The organism is Halodurantibacterium daqingense, from assembly GCF_042666235.1.
Classification (GTDB): Bacteria; Pseudomonadota; Alphaproteobacteria; order Rhodobacterales; family Rhodobacteraceae; genus Halodurantibacterium; species Halodurantibacterium daqingensis.
This window is the reverse complement of sequence record NZ_JBHTFQ010000007.1, coordinates 199,940-222,262: the sequence shown is the minus strand read 5'-3', so window position 1 is coordinate 222,262 and position 22,323 is coordinate 199,940. Positions and strand designations below refer to the sequence as shown.

Annotated in this window: 18 protein-coding genes; 14 read left to right on the top strand and 4 right to left on the bottom strand. The window is 66.0% G+C overall.

Features of this window, described 5'->3' with window-relative positions; translation table 11 throughout:
• The 5 genes from pcaG to ACFQXB_RS14320 all read left to right on the top strand — a co-directional run bounded on the left by pcaG (window position 1) and on the right by ACFQXB_RS14320 (window position 3,997).
• Window positions 1-615, top strand: a complete 615-nt coding sequence (gene pcaG / locus ACFQXB_RS14340; protein WP_377405183.1) for a protocatechuate 3,4-dioxygenase subunit alpha — start codon at window positions 1-3, stop codon at window positions 613-615.
• On the top strand, window positions 615-1,325 hold the full coding sequence (locus tag ACFQXB_RS14335) for an alpha/beta fold hydrolase (protein WP_377405181.1): 711 nt from the start codon (window positions 615-617) through the stop codon (window positions 1,323-1,325). Before pcaG ends, ACFQXB_RS14335 begins: the two co-directional genes overlap by 1 nt.
• The gene (locus ACFQXB_RS14330) at window positions 1,322-2,152 is read left to right on the top strand and encodes a BKACE family enzyme (RefSeq protein ID WP_377405178.1); all 831 of its coding nucleotides are present in this window, start codon (window positions 1,322-1,324) and stop codon (window positions 2,150-2,152) included. Before ACFQXB_RS14335 ends, ACFQXB_RS14330 begins: the two co-directional genes overlap by 4 nt.
• The gene (locus ACFQXB_RS14325; RefSeq protein ID WP_377405175.1) at window positions 2,152-3,483 is read left to right on the top strand and encodes a lyase family protein; all 1,332 of its coding nucleotides are present in this window, start codon (window positions 2,152-2,154) and stop codon (window positions 3,481-3,483) included. Before ACFQXB_RS14330 ends, ACFQXB_RS14325 begins: the two co-directional genes overlap by 1 nt.
• An 82-nt stretch (window positions 3,484-3,565) precedes the next feature.
• Window positions 3,566-3,997, top strand: coding sequence for a DUF1489 family protein (locus ACFQXB_RS14320; RefSeq protein ID WP_377405173.1), 432 nt, complete (start codon window positions 3,566-3,568; stop codon window positions 3,995-3,997).
• A gap of 455 nt (window positions 3,998-4,452) precedes the next feature.
• Here ACFQXB_RS14320 and hisG read toward each other — a convergent pair whose 3' ends face one another.
• The 3 genes from hisG to hisS are packed head-to-tail and all read right to left on the bottom strand — an operon-like array spanning window position 4,453 to window position 7,920.
• Entirely contained in the window at window positions 4,453-5,172 is a 720-nt protein-coding gene (gene hisG / locus ACFQXB_RS14315; RefSeq protein ID WP_377405170.1) for an ATP phosphoribosyltransferase, read from the bottom strand.
• Window positions 5,166-6,290 carry an ATP phosphoribosyltransferase regulatory subunit gene (locus tag ACFQXB_RS14310; protein WP_377405168.1) on the bottom strand — a complete coding sequence of 375 codons (1,125 nt, stop codon included), beginning with the start codon at window positions 6,288-6,290 and terminating at the stop codon, window positions 5,166-5,168. Before ACFQXB_RS14310 ends, hisG begins: the two co-directional genes overlap by 7 nt.
• A 4-nt stretch (window positions 6,291-6,294) precedes the next feature.
• A complete protein-coding gene (gene hisS, locus ACFQXB_RS14305; RefSeq protein ID WP_377405165.1) occupies window positions 6,295-7,920 on the bottom strand; it encodes a histidine--tRNA ligase in 1,626 nt (541 codons plus the stop codon).
• 86 nt (window positions 7,921-8,006) lie between these two features.
• Between hisS and ACFQXB_RS14300 the strand changes: the two genes are divergently transcribed.
• Together ACFQXB_RS14300 and ACFQXB_RS14295 are read left to right on the top strand one after the other, a co-directional pair.
• Window positions 8,007-8,213 (top strand): SlyX family protein, encoded by a 207-nt coding sequence (locus tag ACFQXB_RS14300; protein ID WP_377405162.1) that lies wholly within the window; start codon window positions 8,007-8,009, stop codon window positions 8,211-8,213.
• Window positions 8,214-8,377: 164 nt separating this feature from the next.
• Window positions 8,378-9,454, top strand: coding sequence for an AbrB family transcriptional regulator (locus ACFQXB_RS14295; RefSeq protein ID WP_377405159.1), 1,077 nt, complete (start codon window positions 8,378-8,380; stop codon window positions 9,452-9,454).
• On the opposite strand, the gene dnaE is transcribed toward ACFQXB_RS14295, so the two are convergent.
• Complete coding sequence (gene dnaE / locus ACFQXB_RS14290; protein WP_377405156.1) at window positions 9,451-12,891, bottom strand: DNA polymerase III subunit alpha; 3,441 nt, start codon at window positions 12,889-12,891, stop codon at window positions 9,451-9,453. The two genes, ACFQXB_RS14295 and dnaE, sit on opposite strands and share 4 nt — an antisense overlap.
• Before the next feature lie 162 nt (window positions 12,892-13,053).
• On the opposite strand from dnaE, the gene ACFQXB_RS14285 reads away from it, so the two are divergent.
• The 7 genes from ACFQXB_RS14285 to ACFQXB_RS14255 are packed head-to-tail and all read left to right on the top strand — an operon-like array spanning window position 13,054 to window position 22,312.
• Window positions 13,054-14,403 (top strand): xanthine dehydrogenase small subunit, encoded by a 1,350-nt coding sequence (locus ACFQXB_RS14285; RefSeq protein ID WP_377405153.1) that lies wholly within the window; start codon window positions 13,054-13,056, stop codon window positions 14,401-14,403.
• Window positions 14,400-16,679, top strand: coding sequence for a xanthine dehydrogenase molybdopterin binding subunit (xdhB, locus tag ACFQXB_RS14280; RefSeq protein WP_377405150.1), 2,280 nt, complete (start codon window positions 14,400-14,402; stop codon window positions 16,677-16,679). Before ACFQXB_RS14285 ends, xdhB begins: the two co-directional genes overlap by 4 nt.
• A complete protein-coding gene (gene xdhC / locus ACFQXB_RS14275; protein ID WP_377405147.1) occupies window positions 16,676-17,647 on the top strand; it encodes a xanthine dehydrogenase accessory protein XdhC in 972 nt (323 codons plus the stop codon). Before xdhB ends, xdhC begins: the two co-directional genes overlap by 4 nt.
• Window positions 17,644-19,161, top strand: coding sequence for an ABC transporter ATP-binding protein (locus ACFQXB_RS14270; RefSeq protein WP_377405144.1), 1,518 nt, complete (start codon window positions 17,644-17,646; stop codon window positions 19,159-19,161). The genes xdhC and ACFQXB_RS14270 overlap by 4 nt, the downstream gene beginning before the upstream one ends.
• A gap of 9 nt (window positions 19,162-19,170) precedes the next feature.
• The gene (locus ACFQXB_RS14265) at window positions 19,171-20,256 is read left to right on the top strand and encodes an ABC transporter permease (RefSeq protein ID WP_377405141.1); all 1,086 of its coding nucleotides are present in this window, start codon (window positions 19,171-19,173) and stop codon (window positions 20,254-20,256) included.
• Window positions 20,256-21,188: an ABC transporter permease gene (locus ACFQXB_RS14260; protein WP_377405138.1), complete on the top strand. Its 933-nt coding sequence runs from the start codon at window positions 20,256-20,258 to the stop codon at window positions 21,186-21,188. Before ACFQXB_RS14265 ends, ACFQXB_RS14260 begins: the two co-directional genes overlap by 1 nt.
• A 47-nt stretch (window positions 21,189-21,235) precedes the next feature.
• On the top strand, window positions 21,236-22,312 hold the full coding sequence (locus tag ACFQXB_RS14255) for a BMP family ABC transporter substrate-binding protein (RefSeq protein WP_377405135.1): 1,077 nt from the start codon (window positions 21,236-21,238) through the stop codon (window positions 22,310-22,312).
• Window positions 22,313-22,323: the final 11 nt, after the last annotated feature.

Here is a 22,323-nt window from a genome sequence, read left to right as displayed (position 1 = left end):
ATGGTGCAGAAACTCACCACCCTGATGGAAAGCCCCTCGCAGACGGCGGGGCCCTATGTCCACATCGGCTGCACGCCGAACTTCCTCGGCAATGAAGGGATCTATCCCGTCGATCTTGGTGCGGAGGCCATACGCGACGGCGCCAAGGGCGAGATCATCACCATCACCGGCCATGTCCGTGACGGGGCGGGGATGATCCTGCGCGACGCGATGATCGAAAGCTGGCAGGCGGATGCGGCGGGGCTGTTCCCATCGCCCCATGAAACACGCGGCAAGGCCGATCCGAACGTTCTTGGCTGGTGCCGGTTCGCCGCCAATTTCGACAGCGGCGACTGGACGTTGCGCACCGTCAAGCCCGGCCGCGTTCCGCATGTGCAGGGGATGATGGCGCCGCATATCAGCCTGTGGGTGGTCGCGCGCGGCATCAACATGGGGTTGCAGACCCGCATCTATTTCGAGGATGAGCCGGAGGCCAATGCCGCCTGCCCGATCCTGAACCGGATCGAACACCGCGAACGGGTGCAGACGCTTCTGGCCCGAAAAACCGGCGAGGGCCACTATCGCTTCGACATCGTGCTGCAAGGCGACGACGAAACGGTGTTCTTCGACCTCTGATGGCGCAGTTCCTGCTGATCCATGGCTCGTGCCATGGCGCCTGGTGCTGGCGCGATGTCCTGCCGCTCTTGCAGGCGGCGGGACATGAAGCGCGGGCGATCGACCTGCCCTCGCACGGGGCCGACCCGACGCCTGCGGCGAAGGTTACACTGGAGCTTTATGCCCGGGCGATCCTGGGCGCGATCACCGATCCGGTCGTTCTGGTCGGGCATTCCATGGCGGGATATCCGATCTCGCTTGCAGCCGAACTTGCGCCGCAGAGGATCGACAAGCTGGTCTATCTCTGTGCCTATGTGCCCCGGAATGGCATGTCGCTGGCGGATATGCGCCGCGCCGGGCCCAGCCAACCCCTGCTCGAGGCGATCCGGCGATCCGACGATGGGCTGACCTTCCGGATCGACCCACGGATGGCCGAGGCCAAGTTCTATCATGATTGTGCCCATGCCGTCCCCTACGCCCTGCCACGCCTCTGTCCGCAGCCGATCCTGCCGCAGGACACTCCGCTGACGCTGGGCGCCGCCTATGCTTCGGTTCCGCGTCACTACATCCGATGCACCGATGATCGCACCATCCCGCCCGACTATCAGGTGACGATGACGCATGGCTGGCCGAGCGACACCGTTTCCGATATGGAGACCTCGCACTCACCCTTCTTCGCCGCGCCCGCCGAACTGGCCGCGCGGCTTGTCCGGATCGCCGAGGGACCATGACCAAACCCTGCATCATCTGCGTCGCCATCACCGGATCGGTGCCCACCAAGGCCGACAACCCTGCCGTGCCGACAGCAATCGACGAACAGGTCGAAAGCACACACGCAGCCTTCGAGGCCGGCGCCACCATCGCGCATTGCCACGTGCGCAACGAAGACCAGACGCCCTCGTCGGATCCCGAAAGATTCGCCCGCCTGATGGAGGGGCTGAAGCGCCACTGCCCGGGAATGATCATCCAGCTGTCCACGGGCGGCCGTTCAGGTGCGGGCCGGGCACGGGGCGGGATGCTGCCGCTGCGGCCGGACATGGCGTCGCTGTCGGTCGGGTCCAACAACTTCCCCAGCCGCGTCTATGAGAACCCGCCCGATCTGGTTGACTGGCTTGCCGCAGAAATGCTGGCCCATGACGTGAAGCCTGAAATCGAGGCCTTCGATCTGTCGCATATCGTCCAGGCAACACGGATGGCGGCGGACGGGCGGCTGCGCGCCCCGCTTTACGTGCAGTTCGTGATGGGGGTGAAGAACGCGATGCCCCTGGATCGCGAGATCTTCGATTTCTATATCCGGACCCTCAATCGCCTTGCCCCGGACGCGGAATGGTGCGGCGCCGGGATTGGTGCAGGGCAGATCCTGATGAATGAATGGTCGATCGCCGCCGGCGGCCACACGCGGACAGGGCTGGAAGACAACGTCCGCCTTGATCGCAACACCCTTGCGCCGTCGAATGCGGCGCTTGTGCGCCGGGCGGTCGAGCTGTGCGAGAAATACGAACGCCCTGTTGCCAGCTGGCAGCAGGCGCGCGCAATCCTTGGCCTGAGGGCAGGCTAGTGGCCACATCGGGGTTCGACTCTGCGATCTATCGCGACCTGTTTCACGACGCTGACGTTGCGCGGCTCTTTTCCGACAGCGCCGAACTGCGCGCCATGCTGCTGGTGGAAGGGGCCCTGGCCAGGGCGCAGGGGGCGGCAGGGCTGATCCCGGAAACAGCTGCCGCCTTCATTCATCGTGCCGCGATGGAGGTGCAGATCGACCCCGCCGCGCTTGCTGGCGATACCGGCCGCAATGCCGTTCCCGTTCCGGCGCTTGTCGCGGCCTTCCGCAAGGCGATGGAGGCCCCGGAGCACGCGCAATACCTGCACTGGGGCGCGACCAGCCAGGACATCATGGAAACCGCGCTCATGCTGCGTCTGCGACAGGTGCTGGCGCTTTACGCGGCGCGGCTGGACGATCTGATACGGGTCCTGGGCGCGCTGGCGGAAACGCATGCCGACCTTCCCATGGCCGCGCGCACCTATGGGCAGGTAGCCACCCCCACGAGCTTTGGCGCCGTGGTGGCAGGCTGGGGCGCCCCCCTGCTGCGTCACCGTGACCGTCTGCACGAACTGCGCCCGCGCCTTCTGACGGCAAGCCTGTCAGGCGCGGCAGGGACGCTTTCGGTCATGGGCGACAAGGGGCCAGCGGTGCGTGCGGCGCTTGCCGCGGCACTTGGTCTGGCAGATCCGGGCGAAAGCTGGCATTCGGCGCGCGACCGCCTGGCCGAGTTCGCCGGCTGGATGACGGCGCTGACTGCAAGCCTTGCCAAGATGGGTGAGGATCTGATCCTTCTGACGCAATCGGGCTTCGGAGAGGTCAGCCTCGGCGGCGGCGGCGCCTCCTCGACCATGCCGCAGAAATCGAACCCGGTGGTTCCCTCGGTGCTGCTTGCGCTGGGGCGGATGATGGGCGGGTTGAATGTGAACATGCAGGGCGCGGCAATCCACCGCCAGCAACGCGATGGCGCTGCATGGTTTGTCGAATGGCTCACCTTGCCGCAGATGTGCCACGCAACCGGCCGTGCGCTGACACTCGCCCTGCAGCAGGCGCAGACGCTTGCGCCGCTGCCTGACCGGATGCTGGCCGGGATCGACGACGGGCTGGGCCTGATCCATGCCGAGGCGCTGACCTTCGCCCTGACGGATCGCATGAGCCGCCCCGAGGCCGCCGCCGCCGTCAAGGCCCTGTGCGCGGAAGCAATGACAACCGGAGCATCGCTGGTCGTGCTGGCCGAGGCACGCTGGCCCGGCGCGGGACTGGCCGAGCGTTTGCAGCCCGCGCATCAGATGGGCGTCGCCCCGGCCGAGGCGCGGGCCTTTGCCGCACGGGCGCGGGATACGGCCTGAACCGCTTCTACAGGCGTTCGTGATCCACCGGCCCTTGCCGTTTTCGCGTCAGCGATTAGGTTGCCGCGAAAACGGGGGCAAGATGGCGACGCATGTAAATATCCTCAAGCTGTGCGTTGGGGCCGAGCGGGTCGAGGACCTGATCGAATGGCAGGCCGAGCGCCGCGCGCAGCTTGGCCGGGACCACGCCCTGCACATCACCCGGATGTGGCCGAAGCGCGCCGCCGAGGTGCTGGCGGGAGGCTCTATCTTCTGGGTGTTCAAGGGTGTGATCCTGGCCCGGCAGCGCATCATTGGCCTGGAGGAGATCACCGGCGCCGACGGTATCCTGCGCTGTGGCCTGCAGCTTGACCCCGAAGTGGTGCGGACCGAAGCCGCGCCCCGCCGCCCCTTCCAGGGCTGGCGCTATCTTGATCCCAAGGACAGCCCGCGCGACCTTGCCGCGGGCCGCGCGCATGAAGAAGCCCTGCCACCCGAGCTTTCGGCAGCACTCGCTGAAATCGGTGTCCGCTGACCGGCCGCGCAGGCATGGCGCCGGTATCTCTTGGTCATTGCGATCGAGTGCGGGAACCTGCGCAACCGCCGGCGCAGCCATTCGCTCGGCAAGGGATCGGGACGAACCGCACCGATAGAAAACGATGCTGTTTCCGCATTGAGCAGTGGCAGCATGCTCTCGGGACGAAACGTCCGGCCGATGACCCTTGCCGGGCAGGAACCTCATACCCCCCCCCGCTTGGGCGGAGCGCCATCAGGACGGGATAGCGTCAGGTTTTTCGCGCAGGCAACAGGCGTGGTTACTGAACTCTTGCCGCGCGTGCTTTCAGATCACGAATCCACGCGCCCGGACCTGCGGCCGAAGCATGCCCGAGCCCGCGCTCTTCAATCCCTGCCGACAAGGGCAGGCCTTCTTTCGTCGGATTGGTGATCATCGCGCACCGCACACGCCTTGCGCAACATCGCCTCTACGGATCAGGCCTCGGGCTCGAACCCCTGTGGGAGGGGAAGACCCAGCTTGGCCAGAACCTCCTCCAGCGCGATCAGGGGTGCGCCATCCCAGCTTGCAGCACGCGCGGCGAACAGCATCGCCTGCGAACGGTGCACCGGCGCAGCTTGCAGGATTTTCAGGTGGTTCGCGCGCAACGTCTCTCCAGTCGAGGTGATGTCGGCGATCGCCTCGGCGGTGAGGTTCTTCACCGTCCCCTCCGTCGCGCCTTGGCTGTCGACAAGCTGATAATCCGCAACGCCGTTGTCGCGCAGGTACTCCCGCACCAGCCGGTGATACTTGGTGGCGATCCGCAGCCGGAAGCCGTGCTGCGCCCGGAAGGCCGCAGCGGCGGCATCAAGATCATCCAGCGTTTCGACATCGATCCAGGCCGTCGGCACGGCGATGATGAGATCGGCATGGCCAAAGCCCATCGCCGCAAGTTCGGCCACCTGTTCGGGCCAATCCGCCAGCTTTTCGCGAACGAGGTCCGAGCCGGTCACCCCCAGGTGGATCCGCCCGGCTGCCAATTCGCGGGGGATCTCACCGGCGGAAAGCAGCACAAGCTCCACACCCTCCACCCCGTCGACCGCGCCGGAATATTCGCGCTCGGACCCCGCCCGCCGCATCTCGATGCCCCGCGCGCCGAACCATTCGAAGGTCTTTTCCATCAACCGTCCCTTGGACGGCACGCCAAGCTTCAGCATCCGTTTTCCCTCAGCATGGCCGTGATGGCCGGACGGATGATGCCGCCCACGGCGGGGATCGACCGCCCCTGCCCCAGCACCCGGGTCAGCGCATCATAGCGTCCGCCCGTTGCAACCGGCGGCAGATCGGGCCGGGTCTCGGCGTAGAAGCCAAAGACGAAGCCGTCGTAATACTCCAGCGTGGTGCGGCCATAGCTCGCCTCGAAATCAAGCTCGTCCACATCAACCCCGCGCGCATCAAGCGCGGCAAGGCGCATCTCCATCCGCTCGACCGCCGGCGAGAGGCTTGGCATGTCCACGGCAAGGTCGCGCAGCCGTTCCAGCGCGGCGGGCGACCTGTCGCGGAGATCCAGAAGATCATCAAGCAGATCGACCTCGCCCTGCGCCAGCGGAGGCGTCAACGCGTCGTCCAGAAGCTGGGCCACACGGGCCGAGATCTCGCCTGCGCTGCGCAGGCCGATGAAGGGGCCAGCCTGATCCAGCAGAACCTCGACCGGGGCGCTGCCGACATGGGCAAGCATTCGTGCCCGCGCCTCGGGCAAGGGAACCCGGCCGCCAAACCGGTCCAGCAGCGTGCGGAACCGGCGGGGCCGCCAGATGTGGCGCATCAGCGCGGCCTTGCGCGGGGCAGAGGTGCGCAGCCCTTCGACCGCAGCCATCAGGATGCCGATGTCCCCGGTCGAAGCACGCAGCCCCAGCGGGGCAAGCAGATCCGAGAAAAGCGCAAACACCTCGGCATCCGCGGCCGAAGGCGCGGCACGGTCAAAGACCTCATAGCCCACCTGCAGGAACTCGGCGGGGCGCGTGCCACGGTGCTCCTGCTTGCGGAACACTTCGCCCAGATAGCAGTAGCGCGCCGGATCGGCGCCTTCGGCCATGTGCATCTGCACCACCGGCACGGTGAAATCCGGGCGCAGCATCATCTCGCCGCGCAGCGGATCGCTGGTGACATAGGCACGGCTGCGAATGTCCTCGCCGTAAAGATCAAGCAAGGTTTCTGCCGGTTGCAGGATATCGGCCTCGACCGGTTCGGCCCCGGCACCCCGGAAGGCGGCAAGAAGCGCCTCGGCCTCGGCACGGACACGCGCCTTGGCAAGGCTTGCCTGAACGGGCGACATGGCGTCAGCCCTCCAGAATGCGACGGACGGCCGCGACCAGATCGGCGCGCGGGGCCTCGAACTGCGCGGGCTGCGATTTCCACTCCTCAAGGCTCGCCTCGGAGGCGATTCTGGCGCCAAGGATCAGGTCCTTGATCTGGACCACGCCCTTCGCGGCCTCGTCCCCGCCCTGGATGATGGCAACGGGCGAGTTGCGCTTGTCGGCATATTTCAACTGGTTGCCAAAGTTCTTGGGGTTGCCCAGATAGACCTCGGCCCGGATGCCGGCGGCGCGCAATTCGCCCACCATGGCCTGATATTCTGCCATGCGGTCGCGGTCCATGACGGTCACGATGACGGGGCCGGACTCCTTCCTTTCGGTGCCGGCCTGTTTCCGCTTTTCACGCAGCGCGGCCAGCAGCCGGTCCACCCCGATGCTGACGCCCGTCGCGGGCACCGCCTGCCCGGTGAACCGCTTGACCAGATCGTCATAGCGCCCGCCCCCGGCGACCGAGCCGAACTGGCGCGGGCGCCCCTTTTCGTCAAGGATCTCGAAGGTCAGTTCGGCCTCGAACACCGGCCCGGTGTAATAGCCGAGGCCGCGAACGACGGAAGGGTCGATTCGGACCTTTCTCGCGTCGTAACCTTGGCGGTCGAGTAGTTCAGAGATCATTTCGAGTTCGTCGACACCCTCTATGCCCGTCACCGATTGTTGCACGATCTCCCGGAGATAGCGGCAGGTGAACTCGTTCCTCGTCACGCTTGCTGAGTTTGGCAATGAGTTTGCGCCTGCTGCGGACGATGCGCCGAGAGCCTCATACGCGTCCCAAGGTAGGTGCTCTGACGAAACCTCAACAAGGGCAACATCCTGAAGTCTTCGCTGGATTTCAGAAGGCGCATTTACAAAGAGCATCACGACTTCGGCCTGCGCATCCGACAACCCCGCGCCCTTGGTGAAATCGCCGCTTTCATCCTTGCGGCCCGCGCCCAGCAGCGCGCGCACGCCGTCCTCGCCCAGCCGGTCCAGCTTGTCGATGGCCCGCAGGACGATGCCGCGCTCGGCAGCGAATTTCTCAGGGTCATTCGGATCGAGGATACCCGCAACCTCCATCACCCCGTTCAGCACCTTGCGGTTGTTCACCCTGATAATGTAGTCGCCGCGCGGAATGCCCACGGCCTCCAGCGTGTCGGCGAGCATGGCGCAGATTTCGGCATCCGCCGCGACCGAGGGCGCGCCGACCGTGTCGGCATCGCATTGATAGAACTGCCGGAACCGCCCCGGCCCCGGCTTCTCGTTCCGCCAGACCGGGCCCATCGCATAGCGGCGATAGGGGCTGGGCAGGTCGTTGCGATACTGCGCCGCCACCCGCGCCAAGGGCGCCGTCAGGTCATAGCGCAGGGCAAGCCAGTCGCTGTCCTCTTGCCAGGCAAAGACACCTTCGTTCGGGCGATCCACGTCGGGCAGGAATTTCCCCAGCGCCTCGACCGTTTCAACCGCACTCGTTTCCAGCGGATCGAAGCCGTAGAGATGATAGACCTCGGCAATCCGGTCCAGCATGGCCTTGCGTTCGGTCACGTCCGCGCCGAAATAGTCGCGAAAGCCCTTGGGCGTTTCCGCCTTCGGTCTGCGGGTGGATTTGTCCTTGGCCATCTGCCTGTCCTCGGCTGGGTTGGTTGCCGACCGTCTAGCGGATGGGGAACCTCGGGGCAAGGCGGGGCCAGCATCAGGAGAAGCCGATGACCGAAAGACTGACTGAAGCCGAAGAACAGATCGCCCATCTGACCCGGATGATCGAAGATCTTTCCGATGTCGTTGCCGCCCAATCGCAGGAGCTGGAGCGCCTGAACCGCCGCGTCACGCTACTCCTGGAGCGCGAGGCCGAGCGCGAAATGGATACCGGCGGCACCGTCCCGCTGGCCGATCAGCGCCCGCCGCACTGGTAAGAGACAACGCGGTCGGAGGCACCGTCCGTGTCGCCGGCTGACCTCATGCCGTCCTGGTCCCGCCCCGTCACCCCGGCCAATGGCGGGAAAAAGGACGCGCATGCCCTTGCCCTTGCTGCGACATCCTGACAAGACGGATCAAGTTTCATCAGGATGGCGGCCCGATGCCCAACCTGCGCCTGAGCCTGTTCGGCGTTCCCCTGACGACAGTGATCCTGACCTGTGCCATCGGTGCTGTCGGCGCCCTTGTCGCATGGGGCCTCCGCCTTCCCCTTCCGTTCCTGCTCGGATCGCTGCTGGCGGTGGCTGGCATCGCCGCCTCGGGCGCGCGGCCCTTCGGGCGGAGCCCGGGGATGCCGCAAAAGCTGCGGATGTGGTTCATTCCGATCATCGGCGTGGCAATCGGCGGCACCTTCACCCCCGACCTTCTGGCCGGGGTCGGTGGATGGTGGCCCTCGGTTCTGGGGCTGGTGGTGTTCATCCCGGTCGCGCACTGGTGCAGCTATCAGCTGTTTCTGCAGGTCGGTGGGCTTTCGCCACAGACGTCCTTCTATGCCGCGGTGCCGGGCGGGCTGATCGAGGCGATCGCCATGGGCGAGGATGCCGGCGCCGACATGCAGATGCTGACCATGCTGCAGTTCCTGCGGCTGATCCTCTCGATCGTGCTGGTGCCCTTGATTTTCACGATCCTGACCGGCGCGGCCGTGGGCAGCGCCTCGGGCGCGCAGCTGACCAACGGGGCGGCGGGGCTTTCACTGTCCGATGTCGCGCTTCTGGTGGCAGCGGGGGTGGTGGGTTACTTCGTCGGCAACTGGCTGCGCCTGCCGGGCGGTGCCATCACCGGGCCGATCATCTTCAGCGGTCTTGCCCATCTTGCCGGGCTGACCCATGCGGTGCCACCCGGCTGGATGATCGCGCTGACGCAGCTGATCGTTGGCGTCAGCCTTGGCGTGCGCTTTCTTGGCCTGCCGCGCGGGACGTTCGGCAAGGCCTTCCGGCTGGCGCTGCTGAACGCGGTCATGACGCTCTGCATCGGGTTCCTGTTCGCCTTGGCCCTGCATTCCGCCGTGGGCGAAAAAACCGGCACCGTCTTTCTGGCATTTGCCCCCGGCGGCGTGGCCGAGATGTCGCTGGTCGCGCTGTCACTGCAGGTCAGCGTGATCTATGTCACCACCCATCATGTGTTGCGCATCCTGTTGTCGGTGCTGATTGCGCAGCTTTTCGCGCATCGGGTGCGCTAAAGCTCCTCGACCAACGCGACGCCGCCCATCGACTTGATCGCGCCCTTGATCTGCGGATTGACCGGCAGCGGATCGGGCAAGGTCAGGTCATATTCGCGCCCCGTCGCCCGATCGGCGACGCAGAAGGTGATGAGCCCGCGGCTGCGCCCGCCCTCGCCCGCCAGTTTGGACAGCAAGGCGGCGATCGAGCCCACCGCGCCTTCGTTTTCCAGATGGATGCGCAGCCCGCTGCTGCCCGCATCCGCAACCACCCCGTCAATCGGCTGTGCGGCCCGCGCCAGCAGCTTGAGCGTGTCACCCTCCATCGTCGCCTCGACCGTCAGCACGACATTCTGCCCCGGTTCGAGATACTGCCGCGCGGCCTCGAGCGTGTCGGAGAATACCGTCACCTCGTAAAGGCCGGTCGGATCGGACAGCTGGACGAAGGCAAAGCGGTTGCCGCGCGCCGATTTGCGCTCCTGGCGGGACGAGACCGAGCCCGCCAGCTTGGCCACCACCGGCCCGCCCTGCGCCTTGTGCGCGATTTCGTCCAGGGTCAGGACACCCTTGCGCTTCAGGGGCGCGATGTAATCGTCCAGAGGGTGACCGGAGAGGTAGAAGCCAATCGCCTGATGTTCCTGTGCCAACCGCTCGATCGGCAGCCAGTCGTCACCATTGGGCAGACGCGGCTCGGGCAGATCCTCGCCCGCCTCGCCGAACAGCGACACCTGCGCCGAGGCCCGCGCCTCGTGCACCGCGGCGGAATAGGCACAAAGCGCGTCCAGACTGTCAAACACGCGCTTGCGGTTTCGGTCCAGCACGTCAAAGGCTCCGGCCCGGGCCAGCATTTCCATCGGGCGCTTGCCGACGCGCTTCAGATCGACCCGCCGCGCAAGGTCAAAGAGCGTCGCGAAGGGCTTGTCGCCCCGTCCTTCGACGATCAGGCGCATCGCATCGACACCGACGTTCTTGAGCGCGCCCAGCGCATAGACCACGCGCCCCTCCTTCACGCTGAACATCGCCTGCGAACGGTTGACGCAGGGCGGGATCGTCTCGATTCCCAGCCGGTCAACCTCGCGTTTATAGACGTTCAGCTTGTCGGTCAGGTGGATATCGCAGTTCATCACCGCGGCCATGAACTCCACCGGGTGATTGGCCTTGAGCCAGGCTGTCTGATAGCTCACCACCGCATAGGCGGCGGCGTGGGACTTGTTGAAGCCGTAGTTGGCGAATTTCTCCAGCAAGTCAAAGACCTCGGACGCCTTTTTCGCCTCCACCCCGTTGGCCTTGGCGCCGTTCACGAACTTGGGCCGTTCGGCGTCCATCGCCTCCTTGATCTTCTTGCCCATGGCGCGGCGCAGAAGGTCGGCGCCGCCGAGACTGTAGCCCGCCATGACCTGCGCGATCTGCATCACCTGTTCCTGATAGACGATGATGCCCTGCGTTTCCTCAAGGATATGGTCGATGAGCGGATGCACGGATTCCCGTTCGCGCAAGCCGTTCTTGACCTCGCAATAGGTCGGGATGTTTTCCATCGGGCCGGGACGATACAGCGCCACAAGCGCCACGATATCCTCGATGCAGGTGGGCTTCATCCGCCGCAGCGCGTCCATCATGCCGGAGCTTTCGACCTGAAACACCGCCACGGTCCTGGCACTGGCGTAAAGGTCATAGGTCGGGGCGTCGTCCAGCGGGATCATCGAGATATCGACCTCGACCCCCCGCAGTTTCAGCAGATCGACCGCGTTCTGGATCACCGTCAGCGTCTTGAGGCCGAGGAAGTCGAACTTGACCAGCCCCGCGGCCTCGACCCATTTCATGTTGAACTGGGTGGCGGGCATGTCCGACCGTGGGTCCTGGTAAAGCGGCACCAGTTCATCCAGCGGCCGGTCACCGATGACGACGCCCGCGGCGTGGGTCGAGGCGTTGCGCAACAGCCCCTCGATCTGCTGGCCATAGGTCAGCAGGCGTTGCACGACCTCTTCGGCCTTGGCGGCCTCGCGCAGGCGGGGTTCATCGGCCAGCGCCTTTTCGATCGAGACCGGCTTGACCCCTTCGACCGGGATCATCTTGGACAGGCGGTCCACCTGCCCGTAGGGCATCTGCAGCACCCGGCCCACGTCGCGCACCGCTGCCTTGGACAGAAGCGCGCCGAAGGTGATGATCTGGCCCACCTTTTCGCGCCCATAGCGTTGCTGGACGTAGTTGATGACCTCTTCCCGCCGGTCCATGCAGAAGTCGATGTCGAAGTCGGGCATCGACACCCGTTCCGGATTCAGGAAGCGTTCAAAGAGCAGGCTGTAGCGCAAGGGATCAAGGTCGGTGATCGTCAGGGCATAGGCGACAAGGCTGCCCGCCCCGGAACCCCGGCCCGGGCCGACGGGAATGTCCTGTTCCTTGGCCCATTTGATGAAGTCGGCAACGATCAGGAAGTAGCCCGGAAAGCCCATCCCCTCGATGATGCCAAGTTCGAATTCCAGCCGCTTTTCGTAATCCTCCACCGGCGCAGCATGGGGGATGACGGCCAGCCGTGCGGCAAGCCCCTCCTTTGCCTGCCGGCGCAGTTCCTCGACCTCGTCATCGGCGAATTTCGGCAGGATCGGATCACGCTTATAGGCCTTGAAGGCGCAGCGGCGGGCGATTTCGACCGTGTTCTCGATGGCTTCCGGCAGGTCGGCGAAGAGCGCCACCATTTCCTCGGCCGTCTTGAAATAATGCTGCGGCGTCAGGCGGCGGCGCGGTTCCTGCTGATCGACATAGGCGCCATCGGCGATGCAGATCAGCGCGTCATGCGCCTCATACATCTCGGGCTTGGGGAAATAGACGTCGTTGGTGGCGACCAGCGGCAGGTCCATGGCATAGGCCATTTCCACAAACCCCTGTTCGGTCGCGCGTTCGGCGTCAGGCGTCTGCCCGCCTTCGCCGGGGTGGCGCTGAAGCTCGACATAAAGCCGGTCGCGGTAGATCGCGGCCAGCCGCTCCATCAGCGCCTGCGCCTTGGCCGTCTGCCCCGCCTGCAGCTGCCGCCCTATCGGACCATCCGGGCCACCGGTCAGGCAGATCAGCCCCTGGGAATATTGCGCAAGCTCATCCACCGTCACCGCCGGAAGCTGCCCGCCCGCATCAAGATAGAGGCAGGAGTTCAGCTTCATCAGATTCATGTAGCCCTGTTCGGACTGCGCCAGCAGCACGACCGGCGCGGGCGGGCGCGGCCGCTCGCCGGGCTGGGCCGGGTCATAGTCCACCGCCACCTGACAGCCGATGATGGGCTGCACCCCCGCGCCGCTGGCAATCACTGAAAATTCGAGTGCCGCGAACAGGTTGTTCGTATCCGTCACTGCGACGGCAGGCATCCCCTGCGCCTCGCACAGCTTGACGAGCTTCTTGACCGGAACCGCGCCTTCCAGAAGCGAGTATTCCGTATGCACACGAAGATGGATGAATCGGGGGGCTGTCATGCCGGTCAGCTTATCGCCTGGCCCCGGAAGGCGAAAGCGGCGAAAAGGCTTGCCAAAGGGCGCAGGCGCGGCTTTGCTGACAGCAATGGGCGCATCCCCGCTTTACGCCGCATCGGGCGGGGGGCCACGGCCCGAAGGCCACAGAAAGCGGCAGGTTTTCACATGACGCAGATCGCGTTTCTTCTGAACGGGACGCCAGTTCGCATTCCGAGCGGCGCCCCCACGCGCGCGCTGCTGGACTGGCTGCGCGAGGAACGCCGCCTGACCGGCACCAAGGAAGGCTGCAACGAAGGCGATTGCGGCGCCTGCACGGTCATGGTGACAGATGAGGACGGGGCAAAAACCCTCAACGCCTGCATCCTGCTGCTGCCGCAGTTGCACGGCAAGGCCGTCCGCACGGTCGAAGGGATCACCGGTCCCGAAGGTCAGCTTCACCCCGTGCAAGAGGCGATGATCGCCCATCACGGTAGCCAGTGCGGGTTCTGCACGCCGGGATTTGTCGTGTCGATGGCGGTCGCGCACAAGCTGGGGCGGCAGGATTTCGATGATCAGCTTGCCGGAAACCTGTGCCGCTGCACCGGCTATGCGCCCATCATCCGCGCCGCCGAGGCGGCAGCCGATGCGCCCGTCCCCGGATGGCTCGACGATCCGCTGCCCGATGTGGCGCCCCTGCCCTTCCGCCCCGAAAGCGCCGATGAACTGGCGGACTGGTATCTGGCGCACCCCGAGGCGACGCTGATCGCCGGCGCCACCGACGTGGGCCTTTGGGTAACAAAGGAGTTGCGCGACCTCGCGCCGGTCGCCTTCCTGAACGGCGTGCGCGATCTGCGCGGGGTGGCGGTGACGGAGGATGCGATCCGGATCGGCGCCTGCGTGACGATTTCCGAGCTCGGGCGGGTGATCTCGCCGCATTTCGGCGGCTTTGCGGAACTGATCCGCCGCTATGGGTCGGTGCAGGTGCGCAATGCGGCGACGATCGGCGGCAACATCGCGAACGGCTCCCCCATCGGGGACAGCCCGCCGGCACTGATCGCGCTGGGGGCGGTGCTGCATCTGCGGCGGGGGGACGAGCGCCGGTCGCTGCCGCTGGAGGAATTTTTCCTCGACTATCGCAAGCAGGACCGCCAGCCCGGCGAATTCGTCGAGGCGGTGACGATCCCGCGTCAGCCGGACCGGCTGGCCTGCTACAAGCTGTCCAAGCGGTTCGACCAGGATATCTCGGCCGTCTGCGGCTGCTTCAACGTGACGGTCGCGAACGGGGTCGTCACGGCCGCCCGTATTGCGTTCGGCGGCATGGCCGGCATCCCGAAGCGCGCCGCTGCGACCGAGGCGGCGCTGATCGGCCAGCCGTGGTCCGAGGCCACGATTTCCGCCGCCCAGACCGCGCTGGAACGGGATTTCACCCCGATGTCGGACATGCGCGCCAGCGCCGCCTATCGGATGGAGGCCGCAAAAGCCATGCTGATGCGCTGTTTCCTGCAACCCCGGCCGGTGCTGGAGGTGGACGCATGAGCGTCGCGAAACCCCTGCCGCATGACGCGGCGCTTTTGCATGTGACCGGGCAGGCGCGCTATGTCGACGACATTCCGGCGCCCGCCGGGACGCTGCATCTGGCCTTTGGCCTTTCCGGCATCGCGCATGGCCGCATCACCGGTATGGATCTGGATGCCGTTCGCGCCGCGCACGGCGTGGTTGCGGTGCTGACGGCAGAGGATCTGCCCTTCGCCAACGATGTCTCCCCCGGAGCGCATGACGAACCCCTGCTGGCCGATGGTATTGCGCATTATCTGGGCCAGCCGATCTTTCTGGTCGTTGCCGAAAGCCATCTGGCCGCCCGCAAGGCCGCGCGGCTGGGCCGGATCACTTATCAGGAGCTGCCGGCCCTTCTGACCATCGACCAGGCGCTTGCCGCCGACAGCCGGTTCGAGGACGGCCCCCGCATCTGGTCCCGGGGCGATGCCGCCGCGGCCATCGCCGCCGCGCCGCGCGTGATCGAGGGCACGATGGAGATCGGCGGGCAGGAGCATTTCTATCTTGAAGGTCAGGCGGCCTTTGCCCTGCCCCAGGAAAACGGCGATACCGTCGTCCATTCCTCGACCCAGCATCCGACCGAGATCCAGCACAAGGTGGCCGAGGCGCTGGGCCTGCCGATGTCGGGCGTCCGGGTCGAGGTGCGGCGGATGGGCGGCGGCTTTGGCGGAAAGGAAAGCCAGGGCAATGCGCTCGCCGTCGCCTGCGCGGTGGCCGCGCGCCTGACGGGGCGGCCCTGCAAGATGCGCTATGACCGCGACGACGACATGGTCATCACCGGCAAGCGCCACGATTTCCGCATCAGCTACCGCGTGGGGTTCGACGATCAGGGGTGCGTGCAGGGGATCGAGTTCCTGCACCTTGTCCGCTGCGGTTGGGCGATGGACCTGTCGCTGCCGGTGGCCGACCGGGCGATGCTGCATGCCGACAACGCCTATTTCCTGCCCCATGTCCGGATTGAAAGCCACCGCCTGCGCACCAACACCCAAAGCGCCACCGCCTTCCGCGGCTTTGGCGGGCCGCAGGGGATCGTGGCTGTCGAACGGGTGATGGATCACATCGCCCACAGCCTGGGCCGTGACCCGCTGGAGGTGCGGCAAGCCAACTTCTACGCCCCGGATGGCAGCCAGAGCACGCCCTATGGCATGCAGGTGACCGACAGCATCATTGGCGATCTGGCGGCGCGTCTGGCGGAAACCTCGGACTACCATGCCCGACGCAGGGCCATTGCCGAATGGAACGCAGCAAACCCCGTGCTGAAAAAGGGCATCGCCCTGACGCCGGTGAAGTTCGGGATTTCCTTCACGCTTTCGCATCTCAATCAGGCGGGGGCCTTGGTGCATGTCTATCAGGACGGGTCGATCCACCTGAACCACGGCGGGACAGAGATGGGCCAGGGCCTGTTCCAGAAGGTCGCGCAGGTCGCGGCGGCCGGGTTCGGCGTCGACGTGTCGCGCGTGCGGATCACCGCGACGGACACGGGAAAGGTGCCCAACACCTCGGCCACGGCGGCCTCCTCGGGGTCGGACCTGAACGGGATGGCCGTCAAGGCGGCGGTCGACACCATCCGCACGCGGCTGGCCGAGATGCTGGCGCAGGAACATCAATGCGCGCCGGGGGATGTGCGCTTTGCCGATGACCGCGTGCAGGTGGGCGGCGCCGACTATGCCTTTGAGGAGGTGGTGCACCGCGCCTATACCCAACGGATCAGCCTGTCGGCCACGGGGTTCTACCAGACGCCCGGCCTCAACTGGGACCGCATCCGCGGCGAGGGGCGGCCGTTCTTCTACTTCGCCTACGGCGCGGCCGTCAGCGAGGTCGTGCTTGACACGCTGACCGGCGAAAACCGCATCCTGCGGACCGACATCCTGCATGACGCAGGCGCCAGCCTGAACCCCGCGCTGGACAAGGGCCAGGTCGAGGGCGGCTTTGTCCAGGGGGCAGGATGGCTCACGACCGAGGAACTGGTCTGGGACGACAAGGGCCGGCTGCGCACCCATGCGCCCTCGACCTACAAGATCCCGGCCTGCGGTGACCGACCCCGCATCTTCAATGTGGCACTGTGGAACGGGCCGAACCGCGCCGACACGATCTACAGATCCAAGGCCGTGGGGGAGCCGCCGTTCATGCATGGTATCTCGGTACTGATGGCGCTGTCGGCCGCGGTGGCGGCCTGCGGGCCGGACTATCCCGCCCTCGATGCCCCCGCCACGGCCGAGCGGCTGCTCTGGGCGGTGCGAAACCGGGCCGCGCCATGAGCTTTGACATCCATGCCCTTCAGGCGCTGGTCGCGCAGCACGGCCCCGTCGTCCGGGTGGTTCTGGCCGAGGTGGCAGGCTCGGCCCCGCGCGAGGCAGGGGCGGCCGTCGTCGTCTGGGCGCGGGGACAGGACGGCACCATCGGCGGCGGCGCCTTGGAATACGAGGCCGTCGGGCGCGCCCGCGCGATGCTGGCCAGCGCGACGCCGCTGCGGCTGGATCGTGTCCCGCTTGGCCCGGGGCTGGGCCAGTGCTGCGGCGGGGCGGTCACGCTTGTGTCGGAACGTTGGGATGCGGAACAACTGGCCGCACTCGGCGAACCGCCGGTGATCGCGCGGCCGGTGGCGGGGCGTGCTGCGGGACAGGATGCAGCGACCGGCGCCGCCCCGCCGCTTGCGGTGCGCAAGCTGATCGCGGCTGCCCGCGGTGGCAACGCCCCTTCGGCACGGCTGGTCCAGGGCTGGGTGATCGAACCGGTCGCCCGCCCGACGCGGAGGATCTGGATCTGGGGCGCGGGCCATGTGGGGCGCGCGCTTGTGACGGTGCTGACACCCCTTCCCGATGTGGCGATCACCTGGATCGATACAGCGGCCGATCGCTTTCCTCCGGTTCCCGCGGGGGTGACCGCCCGCATCGCGCCCAATCCCGGTGATCTGGTGGCCGAGGCCCCCCTTGACGCCGAGCATCTGATCCTGACCTATTCGCACGCACTTGACCTCGATCTGTGCCACCGGCTCCTGGTGCACGGGTTCAAGGGGGCCGGGCTGATCGGATCTGCGACGAAATGGGCCCGCTTCCGCAACCGGTTGGCGAGTCTGGGACATGCCGATGCCTCAATTATGCGCATTGCCTGCCCGATAGGCGATCCGGCCCTCGGAAAGCACCCGCAGGCCATTGCCGTGGGGGTTGCTGCCGCGCTACTAACGCCGCGACACGCCACATCCGCCACAAGGGAACGCACCGGGTGACAGAACCGCTTCTGAGCATCGAGGGACTGACCAAGGTCTATCCGGGCGTTGTCGCCAATGACGACGTATCCTTTGCCATCCAGCCCGGAGAAATCCACGCGCTTCTGGGCGAGAACGGCGCCGGAAAATCCACGCTGGTCAAGATGATCTACGGCCTCGTGCGCCCGGATGCCGGCCGCATGGCGCTGCGCGGGATGCCCTATGGCCCGGAAAGCCCCCATGCAGCGCGCGCCGCAGGGGTGGCAATGGTCTTTCAGCACTTTTCGCTTTTCGAGGCGCTGAACGTCGCCGAAAACGTCGCGCTGGGCATGGAGGATCCGCCCCCGCAGCGCCAGCTTGCGCGGCGCATCCGCGAGGTTTCGGAAACCTACGGGCTGCCGCTTGATCCGACGCGGCTGGTGGGCGACCTTTCGGCGGGAGAACGGCAGCGGGTCGAAATCATCCGCTGCCTGCTGCAGGACCCCAAGCTTCTGATCATGGACGAACCGACCAGCGTCCTCACCCCGCAGGAAGTCGAGATCCTGTTTCAGACGCTACGCAAGCTTTCGACGGAAGGCACGGCGATCCTTTACATCTCGCACAAGCTCGAGGAAATCCGCAGCCTCTGCGATGCGGCCACGATCCTGCGGTTGGGCAAGGTGGTCGGGCGCTGCGATCCACGCAGTGTGTCGGCCCGCGCCATGGCCGAGATGATGGTGGGCACCGCCCTGCAGACACCCAAGCGCCAGCCGGCCGAGCCGGGCGCCCCCCTGCTCGAGGTAACGCATCTTACCCTTCCGCCCGCGCGCGCCTTCGGCACCGTTCTGAAGGATATCAGCTTCACGGTTCGCGCAGGCGAGATCCTGGGGATTGGGGGCGTCGCCGGCAATGGCCAGGACGAGCTTCTGGCCGCCCTCTCGGGCGAGGCACGGGGCGTGGGCGACGCGGTGCGGCTCAAGGGCCGCCCGATCGGACGGCTGGGGCCCACCGAACGCCGCGCGCTTGCGGTGCTGTCGGCCCCCGAGGAACGGCTGGGTCACGCCGCCGCCCCGGACATGAGCCTGACCGAGAACGCTGTTCTGACGGCGGCGCGACGGCAGGGGCTGCAAAGCCGCGGCTTCCTGAACTGGGGCAAAAGCCGCAGTTTTGCGGAACGGATCATTGCGGCCTTTGATGTGCGCACGCCGGGGCCCGGCGTGGCGGCACGTGCGCTTTCAGGGGGCAATCTGCAGAAATTCGTGATCGGCCGCGAGATCCTGCAACAGCCCGAGGTTCTGGTGGTCAATCAACCCACATGGGGCGTGGATGCCGCGGCGGCTTCCGCGATCCGGCAGGCGCTGCTGGACCTTGCGGCGGGCGGCGCGGCAGTGGTGGTCATCAGCCAGGACCTGGACGAGTTGATGGAAATCGCGGACCGCTTCGCCGCACTGAACGAGGGCCGGCTGAGCGCCCCCCGCCCCACCCGGGGCCTGACGATGGAGGAGATCGGCCTGATGATGGGCGGAGCACATGACATGGAAGTTGCGCATGTCTGAGGGCGTGGCATGATCCGGCTGGAAAAACGCGCCACACCGTCCCGGTTCTGGACAGCGACGACGCCTGTGCTGGCGGTGGTGCTGACCATGCTTGCCGGGGGCATGATGTTCGCGCTGCTTGGCAAGGATCCGGTCGCTGCGATCCGCACGATCTTCTACGCTCCGCTGTTCGATCCCACCTTCGCCAGCTATTCGCGTCCGCAGCTTCTGGTGAAGGCGGGGCCGCTGGTGCTGATTGCGGTGGGCCTGTCGCTGGGCTTTCGCGCCGGGATCTGGAACATCGGTGCCGAAGGGCAATACATTCTGGGCGCGCTTTGCGGCGCGGGCGTGGCCCTTGCCTTCTATCCTGCGGCGGGCTGGTACATCTTCCCGCTGATGGTGCTTGCGGGGGCCTTCGGCGGCTGGGCCTGGGCGATGATCCCTGCGATCCTCAAGACCCGGTTCAACACGAATGAGATTCTGGTGTCGCTGCTGCTGGTCTATGTGGCGCAGTCGCTTCTGGCGGCGATGGCGCTGGGACGGATGCGCAACCCGCAGGGCGGCGGCTTTCCGGGCTCGCGCAACCTGTCGCAATATCCGGCCGCCTCGAACCCCGAGCTGATCGCCGGGACAGGAATGCACTGGGGGGTGGTCGCGGCCTTCATCGCCGTGATCCTTGCCTACATCCTTCTGCAGCGGCACATGCTGGGCTTTCAGATCCGTCTGGCAGGTCAGGCGCCGCGTGCGGCCCGATTTGCAGGCGTCAACACGGCGCGGCTGGTGCTGATCTGCCTTGGCATTTCCGGCGCGCTGGCCGGCATGGCGGGCCTGTTCGAGGTTGCCGGCCCCGCTGGCCAGATCACGATCGACTTCAATTCCGGCTACGGCTTCACCGCAATCATCGTGGCCTTCCTGGGCCGGTTGCATCCCGTGGGCATCCTGCTGGCGGGGCTATTGATGGCACTGACCTATATCGGGGGCGAACTCGCCCAGTTCATGCTGGGCATCCCCTCGGCGGCGATCCAGGCGTTTCAGGGGATGCTTCTGTTCTTCCTTCTCGCGGTGGACATGCTTTCCAACTATCGCATCCGGTTCGGCCGGGCAGAGGTGGCCTGATGGATCTGGGGTCGATCAACGTTCTGGTGTTGCTTGCCTCGCTTATGGTGGCGGCGACCCCGATCATGCTCGCCGCGATCGGCGAGTTGGTGGTTGAAAAAGCCGGCGTGCTGAACCTCGGTGTCGAGGGGATGATGATCACCGGGGCGATCTGCGGCTTTGCGATTGCCGTGGAAACCGGCAGCCCTGTGGCGGGCTTTGTGGCCGCGGCGCTCGGGGCGGCAGCATTGTCGCTGATCTTCGGGGTGCTGACGCAGGTGTTGCTGGCCAATCAGGTGGCGACCGGCCTTGCGCTGACGCTGTTCGGGCTGGGCCTCTCGGCGCTGATCGGACAGGGTTATATCGGTGTGCGCCCGCCCGCGCTGGGCCGGATGCCAATCCCGTGGCTGTCGGATCTGCCGGTGGTCGGGCGCGTGCTCTTTCGCCACGACGTGATCGTCTATCTGTCGATCCTTCTGGTGGCAGGGGTCTGGGCAATGCTGAAATACAGCCGCGCCGGACTGATCCTGCGCGCTGTCGGCGAAAGCCATGATGCAGCCCATGCGCTGGGATACAAGGTGGTGCGCATCCGCATCCTTGCCATCATGTTCGGAGGCGCCTGCGCAGGACTGGGCGGCGCCTATCTTTCGCTTATCCGCGTGCCGCAGTGGACCGAGGGCATGACAGCCGGGGCCGGCTGGATCGCGCTGGCGATCGTCGTCTTTGCCAGTTGGCGGCCCTGGCGGGTTCTGCTTGGCGCCTATCTGTTCGGCGGCATCGCCGTGCTGCAGCTGAACCTTCAGGCAGCGGGCGTGAAGATCCCGGTCGAATACCTGTCAATGAGCCCCTACATCATCACGATTCTGGTTCTGGTCGTCATATCCTCCGGGCGCGGCCGTGCATCGCTGAATGCGCCGGCCTCGCTTGGCAAAACCTTTCACGCCGCACAATAGCGGCGGTCATCCGGGCCCAGGGCCCCAATACTCCGAGGGAGATACGCATGAAACTCAGACACTATCTCGCAAGTGCCGCGATGGTTCTGGGCCTTGCCGCAGGCGCGGCCCAGGCGCAGGACGATCCGCTCAAGGTCGGCTTCATCTATGTGGGTCCGATCGGCGACTTCGGCTGGTCGCATGAGCACAATGTCGGCCGCCTTGCCGTCGAGGAGCATTTCGGCGACGCGGTGGAAACCACCTATGTCGAAAGCGTGCCGGAAGGCGCGGATGCCGAACGGGTTCTGACGCAGATGGCGCTTTCGGGGCATGATCTGATCTTCACCACCTCCTTCGGCTTCATGGATCCCACGATCAACGTGGCGGCGCGCTTTCCTGATGTGAAGTTCGAACACGCCACCGGTTACAAGACGGCCGACAACGTGGCCGCCTACAACGCGCGCTTCTATGAAGGGCGGGCCGTGATCGGCCATATCGCCGGCAAGATGACCGAGACGAACCGTATCGGCTATATCGGCTCCTACCCGATCCCCGAGGTGATCCAGGGCATCAACTCGGCTTATATCCACGCCAAGAAGGCGAACCCCGACGTCGAGTTCCGGGTGGTCTGGGTCTATAGCTGGTTCGATCCGGCGAAAGAGGCTGACGCTGCCAACGCGCTGATCGAACAGGGCGTCGACGTGATCATGCAGCACACCGATTCCACCGCGCCGATGACCATTGCCGAAGAGGCCGGGATCTTTGCCTTCGGCCAGGCTTCCGACATGTCGAACTTCGGCCCGAACGCGCAGTTGACCGCGATCATCGACAACTGGGCGCCCTATTACATCGAGCGGGTGCAGGCGGTGCTTGACGGCACCTGGGAAAGCCAGAACATATGGCACGGCATCCCCGAAGGCATGGTCGAGCTGACCCCGATCACCGACCGGGTGCCCGAGGACGTGCGCGCCGAGGCCGAGGCCATGATCGCCGCGATCGCCGCCGGCGAATACCATCCCTTCACCGGGCCGCTGAACTATCAGGACGGCACCGAATGGCTTGCCGAGGGTGAGGTTGCCGATGACGAGACACTGCTTGGCATGAACTTCTATGTCGAGGGGATCCAGGGCGATATCCCGCAGTAAGGCATTGGGAA